This is a genomic window from Mesorhizobium sp. M1E.F.Ca.ET.041.01.1.1, assembly GCF_003997355.1.
Lineage (GTDB): Bacteria > Pseudomonadota > Alphaproteobacteria > Rhizobiales > Rhizobiaceae > Mesorhizobium.
The window spans coordinates 1-5,744 of record NZ_RZSL01000400.1 but is presented as its reverse complement, the minus strand read 5'-3'; the positions used below and the strand labels follow the sequence as shown (position 1 = coordinate 5,744).

The following is a 5,744-nucleotide window of genomic DNA, read 5'->3' as shown; positions in this document are numbered from 1 at the left end:
AGATCGAGCCAGCTCTTGGCATCGTCGGTGATGTTGTAGCGGGCGGTGAAGGTGTTCGACTTGAGATCGACATCGTTCGCGGGCACGCCGCCGCTGGTCTCCGTCCATCCGTCGCTCGAGCCGACCCTGGCACAATGGGCTTTCCCGGCGCGCTGGACGTCACCTGCACTTATCGGCTGAAGATCCCCGGCACGCTCAGCATGGAACTGACCGCCACCTGCGAGGAGCCGACGCTCTGCAACCTCGCGCAGCATTCCTACTTCAATCTCGACGATGGCGGGGACGGCGACATCCTCGACCATCGGCTGATGCTCAATGCCAGCGCCTACACGCCCGTCGACGGCGAGATGATCCCGACCGGTGCGGTAAAGCCGGTCGACGGCACGCCCTTTGATTTCCGCCAGGCGCGGCCGTTGCGTATGGAAACGGAAGGCGAGCAGCTTCCCTACGACCTGAATTTCTGCCTCGCCTCCAGCCGTGGACCGCTTCACCAGGCGGCCTGGGTGCAAGGCGCCAATTCGGGCGTCGAGATGGAAGTCTGGACGACGGAACCCGGCTTGCAGCTCTATATCGGCCAGTATGTCGCGCCATCGTCGCCCGGGCTGGATGGCCGCCGCTACAAGGCGTTTTCGGGTTTCTGCCTCGAAGCGCAAGCGTGGCCCGATGCGCCGAACCGGCCCTATTTCCCGCAGGCCACGTTGTGGCCGGGGCAGATCTACCGTCAAGTGACGGAATATCGGTTCAGACTGCCCTGATCGCGGTATCGGGAAGCCTTAGTTCCCGAAGGCAGCCCGCAGGGTCTCGAACGGCGCCAGCGCGCCACGGACCTGAACGACGGCGGCGGCGACGCGATGTGCAAGGACAGCCGAGTCGGCGGGCGCATGGCCGGCAAGCCGGGCGGCCAGATAGCCGCCATTGAAGGAATCGCCGGCGCCTGTGGTATCGACTGGCGTGGCGACATGAACGGCCGCCACGGTTTGTAACGCTCCGCTCACGGCAAGCATCGCCGGCTGCTCGCCATTCTTAACGACGACCTCGCCGACCAGCCCCTCGATCCTTTCCGCGGTCGCCTGCGGTGTCTCGTCGCCGAACAGCATCTGCTCGTCGGGGAAAGTCGGCAGCGCGATATCGGCGACGGCAAGCGCTTCCAGGATCGCGACCTGCGCCGTCTCGCGGTTCTGCCAGAGCCTGGGGCGGTAGTTTGGATCGAAAGCGACGAGGGAACCGGCTGCGCCGGCTTTGGCGACAGCGGCAAGCAAGGTCTTGCGCGCCGCTTCGTCCAGAATTGCCAAGGTGATTCCTGAAAAATAGACAAGCGCCTGGTTTTCAAGGCTTTTCGCCAGCGCTGCAGGATCGGAGGCCAGCTGGCGCGCCGCCGCGTCGCTTCGCCAGTAGGTGAAGGCGCGCTCGGCTCCGGTGAGTGTTATGGCGTAAAGGCCGGGCCTTGCGCCGGCGATGACCGGGCTGTTGCCGATGCCGATACCGTTTTGTGCGAAGAAGCCGATCTGATCGCGCGAAAAAGGATCATCGCCGAAGGCCGAGACATAGGTCGCCGGGCGGTCCGGACTCAGCGCATGCAGCGCCCACAGCGTGTTGAAGGTGTCGCCGGCAAAGCCCATGCGCCAGTTCGGCCCCGCCTGGCCCGACAGTTCGAGCATGCATTCGCCGATCGAAGCAACACCGTTGGCGGCCATGGGGGTTCCTTTCTCCTAAAACGATGCTGCTGTAGCTTTTTGCAACCGGCAGCGCCATGCTTGGCTAAGGCCGAATTTTGCGCCAGAAGCGATTTCCCACAGGCGGGACGGGATGCGGCACGCAGCCCGTGACGTTATCAGCCGAAGAGGAACCGGTTTGGCATCGATATGGCGTTACATTCTCGCTGGTCTTGGTTTGGCCGCCCTGGTGGTCGGCGTCCTGACGGTTGTCTACCTGACGGCGCCGCACTCGCCGCAAGGTCCCGACACGTCGCGCTCGAAGAAGACGGCGAATGGCCTGTTCGTTGCGAGCTTCGAGCCGGAACGCGGCGTGATACGGCAAGGCGAGCTGCAATCCTGGCTGCTGACGCTGAAGACCGCCGCCGGTGCTCCGGTGGAAGGCGCCGCGATCACCGTTTCCGGCGGCATGCCACAGCACAATCACGGCCTGCCGACCAGTCCGCAGGCGACCGACTATCTGGGCGAGGGGCGCTACCGCATCGACGGGGTGAAATTCACCATGGGCGGCTGGTGGCAGCTGCGCTTCGCCGTCTCGGCGGCGGCGGGCTCCGATTCCGTTGTCTTCAACATCGTGTTGTGAGTGGCCGATGAGGCGTCTTGCCCACGTCGCAAGCCTGGCCACTCTGGCCGCGCTCGTCTTGCTTGGCGGCTGCGGCGAGCCCGGGTTCAGCGACGCCGAGAAGAAGACCATCGCCTCGCTGGCGCTGAACACGCTGCCGGCGCTCAAAGCGGACACCACGAACCAGTACGCCGACGTGCCGGCCGCGGCGGCGCTCGGGTCGACGCTGTTCTTCGATGCCGGCATGAGCCGCGACGGCACGGTGTCCTGCTCGACCTGCCACAAGATCGACCGCCAGTTCCAGGACGACCTGCCGCAAGCGGTCGGCGTCGGCCGCACAAACCGGCGCACCATGCCGCTGGCCGGCGTGGCGCGCGATCCATGGTTCTTCTGGGACGGGCGGCGCGACAGCCTATGGGCGCAGGCGCTGACGCCGCTCGAAAATCCGCTCGAGCAGGCCGGCAACCGCGCCGCCTTCGCGCACTACATCAAGAACCGGTTCGGCGAGCGCTATGAGCGGATATTCGGTCCGCTGCCCGACCTTTCCACGGTGCCGGCCAATGCCAGCCCGCTCGGCACCGAGGCAGAGAAGGCCGCGTGGAGCGCCATGCCCGCCGGACAGGCCGACGATGTCAATCGCGTCTTTACCAATATCGGCAAGGCGATCGCGGCTTTCGAGCGCTCGATCGAACCTCCGGAGACGCGCTTCGACCGCTTCGCCATCGATCTTGCGACCGGCGCCAGGCCTGAGGGCGACGCGGCGTTCTCGCCGGAAGAGATCCTCGGGCTGAAGCTGTTCATCGGCAAGGCCAATTGCGTGACCTGCCACAACGGCCCGCGCTTCACCGACAACGCTTTCCACAACACCGGCGTGCCACCGGTCAAGGATCTGCCGCCGGATCGCGGGCGGGTCGACGCGGTGGCTCAAGTTCAGGCAGATCCCTTCAACTGCTTCGGCAAGTTCCGCGACGGGGACGCAAGCGCCTGCCGCGAGCTGCGCTTCATGGTGAAGGACGGTGAGCAGCTTGTGCGCGCCTACAAGACGCCGTCGCTGCGGGGCGCCGCCACCCGACCGCCTTACATGCATGCCGGACAGTTCTCGTCGCTGGACGAAGTGATCGAGCATTATTCGAAGGCGCCGGCGAGCGTCGAAGGCGCTTCGGAGGTGCATCCGCTCGATCTTTCCGACCGTGAGCGGGCGGCGCTGGTGGCGTTCCTCAAGACGCTGTCGGAATGAAGGGATAAGAAGGTCCGATGAGCCGGAAAACAGTTCTCGTTGAAGACGCCGCCAAGGATTGGTTCAAGGATCCCGAGTTCGTTGCCGAATTCGCGGCCTTGCGAGAGGAATTCGCGATTGTCGAAGCATCGATAAGGGCTAGAGATCAAGCCGATCCGATCAGGGAGCCTTCCGCTAACGATCCTTCACCGTCTCCATCGCCACAAAGGTAGACGTCTGCGCCACGTGGGGGAGTGCCGAGATACGCTCGCCGAGCACCCGGCGATAGGCGGCGATGTCGGTTGTGCGGACTTTCAGCAGATAATCGAAGCTCGACGCCATCATATGGCATTGCTCGATCTCCGGCACGCCTTGCACCGCGCGGTTGAACGCGTCGAGCGCCGCTGAGCGCGTGTCGGAAAGCTTGACCTGGACGAAGGCGACATGGCCTTCGCCCATGCGCTCGCGGTCGACGATGGCGCGGTAGCCTCTTATGTAGCCGTCCTTCTCCAGCCGCTTCACCCGCGCCTGCACCGGCGTCTTCGACAGGCCGACCTTCAAAGCCAGTTCGGACATGGAAAGCCTGCCGTCGCGCCCGAGGGCGGACAGGATGTTGCGGTCTATGCGGTCCAATTGGTCTTCGGTCATCGATATGATGGTCAAAATGATTGGTTTCAACATTATATGATAGTTCAAATGGACTATCCTGTCGATTTCTTTGGACCGACCTGGATTTTCCAATTGTGCTAGCTTTCGCCGATCGGTCCGGTGACCGCCGGACCGCTCCCCAACGCTCGCTTTCATGGACCCGACATGCCGCTCGATGCCATCCGCCAGCAGATCCGTGCCAACTACCTGCCCGACGAAGACGCGGCAGTGAAGCGCCTCTCCGATACGGCCGGGCTTTCAGCCGAGGAGCGCAAGGCAATCTCGGCCCGCGCCGCCGATCTGGTGCGCGCGGTGCGCGGCTCGACGGACCCTCGATTGATGGAGGTTTTCCTCTCGGCCTACGGCCTGTCGACCAAGGAAGGCGTGGCGCTGATGTGCCTGGCCGAGGCGCTGCTGCGTGTGCCGGACACCGAGACGATCGACGATCTCATCGCCGACAAGATCGCGCCGCATGACTGGTCGGCGCATTCGGGCGGCTCGAGCTCCATCTTCGTCAATGCCTCGACCTGGGCGCTGATGCTGACCGGCCGCGTGCTGGACGAAGGCGAGGGCGGCATCGAAGGCACACTGCGCGCCATGGTGAGGAGGCTCGGCGAGCCGGTCATCCGCAGGGCGGTGGCGGCGGCGATGCGCGAGATGGGCGAGCAGTTCGTGCTCGGCCGCACGATCGCCGAAGCCGTCAAGCGCGGCCGGCCGATGACCCAGAAAGGCTATCTCTATTCTTTCGACATGCTGGGCGAAGCGGCCCGCACCGAGGCCGATGCATTGCGCTACCACCGGGCCTATGCGGACGCGATTTCCTCGCTCGATTCCGGTTCGAACGGTCCCGACATCCGTTACAACCACGGCATTTCGGTCAAGCTCTCCGCGCTGCATCCTCGCTACGAGGTGGCGCAGAGGGACAAGATGCTGCCGGTGATGGCCGAGCGTCTCTTGTCACTCGCGCTCGCCGCGCGGCATTCGCGCATGGGTCTCAACATCGATGCCGAGGAGGCCGACCGGCTAGACCTGTCGCTCGACGTCATCGAGCGCGTGCTGGCTGAGCCGGAGCTCGCCGGCTGGGACGGTTTTGGCGTCGTCGTTCAGGCCTATGGGCCACGCGCGGCACTCGCCATCGACTGGCTTTACGCGCTTGCCAGGAAGTACAACCGCAACATCATGGTGCGACTGGTGAAGGGCGCCTATTGGGACACCGAGATCAAGCGGGCGCAGACGCTCGGTCTTGCCGGATATCCTGTCTTCACCCGCAAGACCAACACCGACGTTTCGTATCTCGCCTGTGCGCGAAAGCTGCTGTCGATGACGGACCGTATCTACCCGCAGTTCGCCACGCACAACGCGCATACCGTGGCCGCCATCCTGTCGATGGCGAAGGATCGCGATTCCTTCGAGTTCCAGCGCCTGCACGGCATGGGCGAATCCCTGCACGAGACGGTGCGCAAGTCCGAGGGCACGCGCTGCCGCATCTACGCGCCGGTCGGCGCGCATTCCGACCTGCTCGCCTATCTGGTGCGGCGGTTGTTGGAAAACGGCGCCAACTCCTCCTTCGTCCATCAGTTGACCGACGAAGAGGTCGAGCCGGAGG

At 64.5% G+C, this 5,744-nt stretch carries 6 protein-coding genes; 4 read left to right on the top strand and 2 right to left on the bottom strand.

Annotated features, from left to right (window positions below):
• The coding region (locus tag EOA38_RS25895) for an aldose epimerase family protein (protein WP_245480917.1) at positions 1-755 on the top strand (755 nt) is incomplete at its 5' end.
• An 18-nt stretch (positions 756-773) separates the two neighbouring features.
• Here the strand turns inward: EOA38_RS25895 and EOA38_RS25890 are convergent.
• The gene (locus EOA38_RS25890) at positions 774-1,694 is read right to left on the bottom strand and encodes a sugar kinase (protein WP_126093340.1); all 921 of its coding nucleotides are present in this window, start codon (positions 1,692-1,694) and stop codon (positions 774-776) included.
• Between the two features lie 157 nt (positions 1,695-1,851).
• On the opposite strand from EOA38_RS25890, the gene EOA38_RS25885 reads away from it, so the two are divergent.
• Complete coding sequence (locus tag EOA38_RS25885) at positions 1,852-2,295, top strand: FixH family protein (protein ID WP_126093341.1); 444 nt, start codon at positions 1,852-1,854, stop codon at positions 2,293-2,295.
• A gap of 7 nt (positions 2,296-2,302) precedes the next feature.
• The gene (locus EOA38_RS25880; protein ID WP_126093342.1) at positions 2,303-3,511 is read left to right on the top strand and encodes a cytochrome c peroxidase; all 1,209 of its coding nucleotides are present in this window, start codon (positions 2,303-2,305) and stop codon (positions 3,509-3,511) included.
• A gap of 174 nt (positions 3,512-3,685) precedes the next feature.
• Here EOA38_RS25880 and EOA38_RS25875 read toward each other — a convergent pair whose 3' ends face one another.
• A complete protein-coding gene (locus EOA38_RS25875; RefSeq protein ID WP_126095862.1) occupies positions 3,686-4,138 on the bottom strand; it encodes an Lrp/AsnC ligand binding domain-containing protein in 453 nt (150 codons plus the stop codon).
• Between the two features lie 165 nt (positions 4,139-4,303).
• Here EOA38_RS25875 and EOA38_RS25870 point away from each other — a divergent pair.
• Positions 4,304-5,744, top strand: a 1,441-nt coding sequence (locus EOA38_RS25870; RefSeq protein ID WP_189434891.1) for a proline dehydrogenase family protein, incomplete at its 3' end; no start/stop codon positions are given.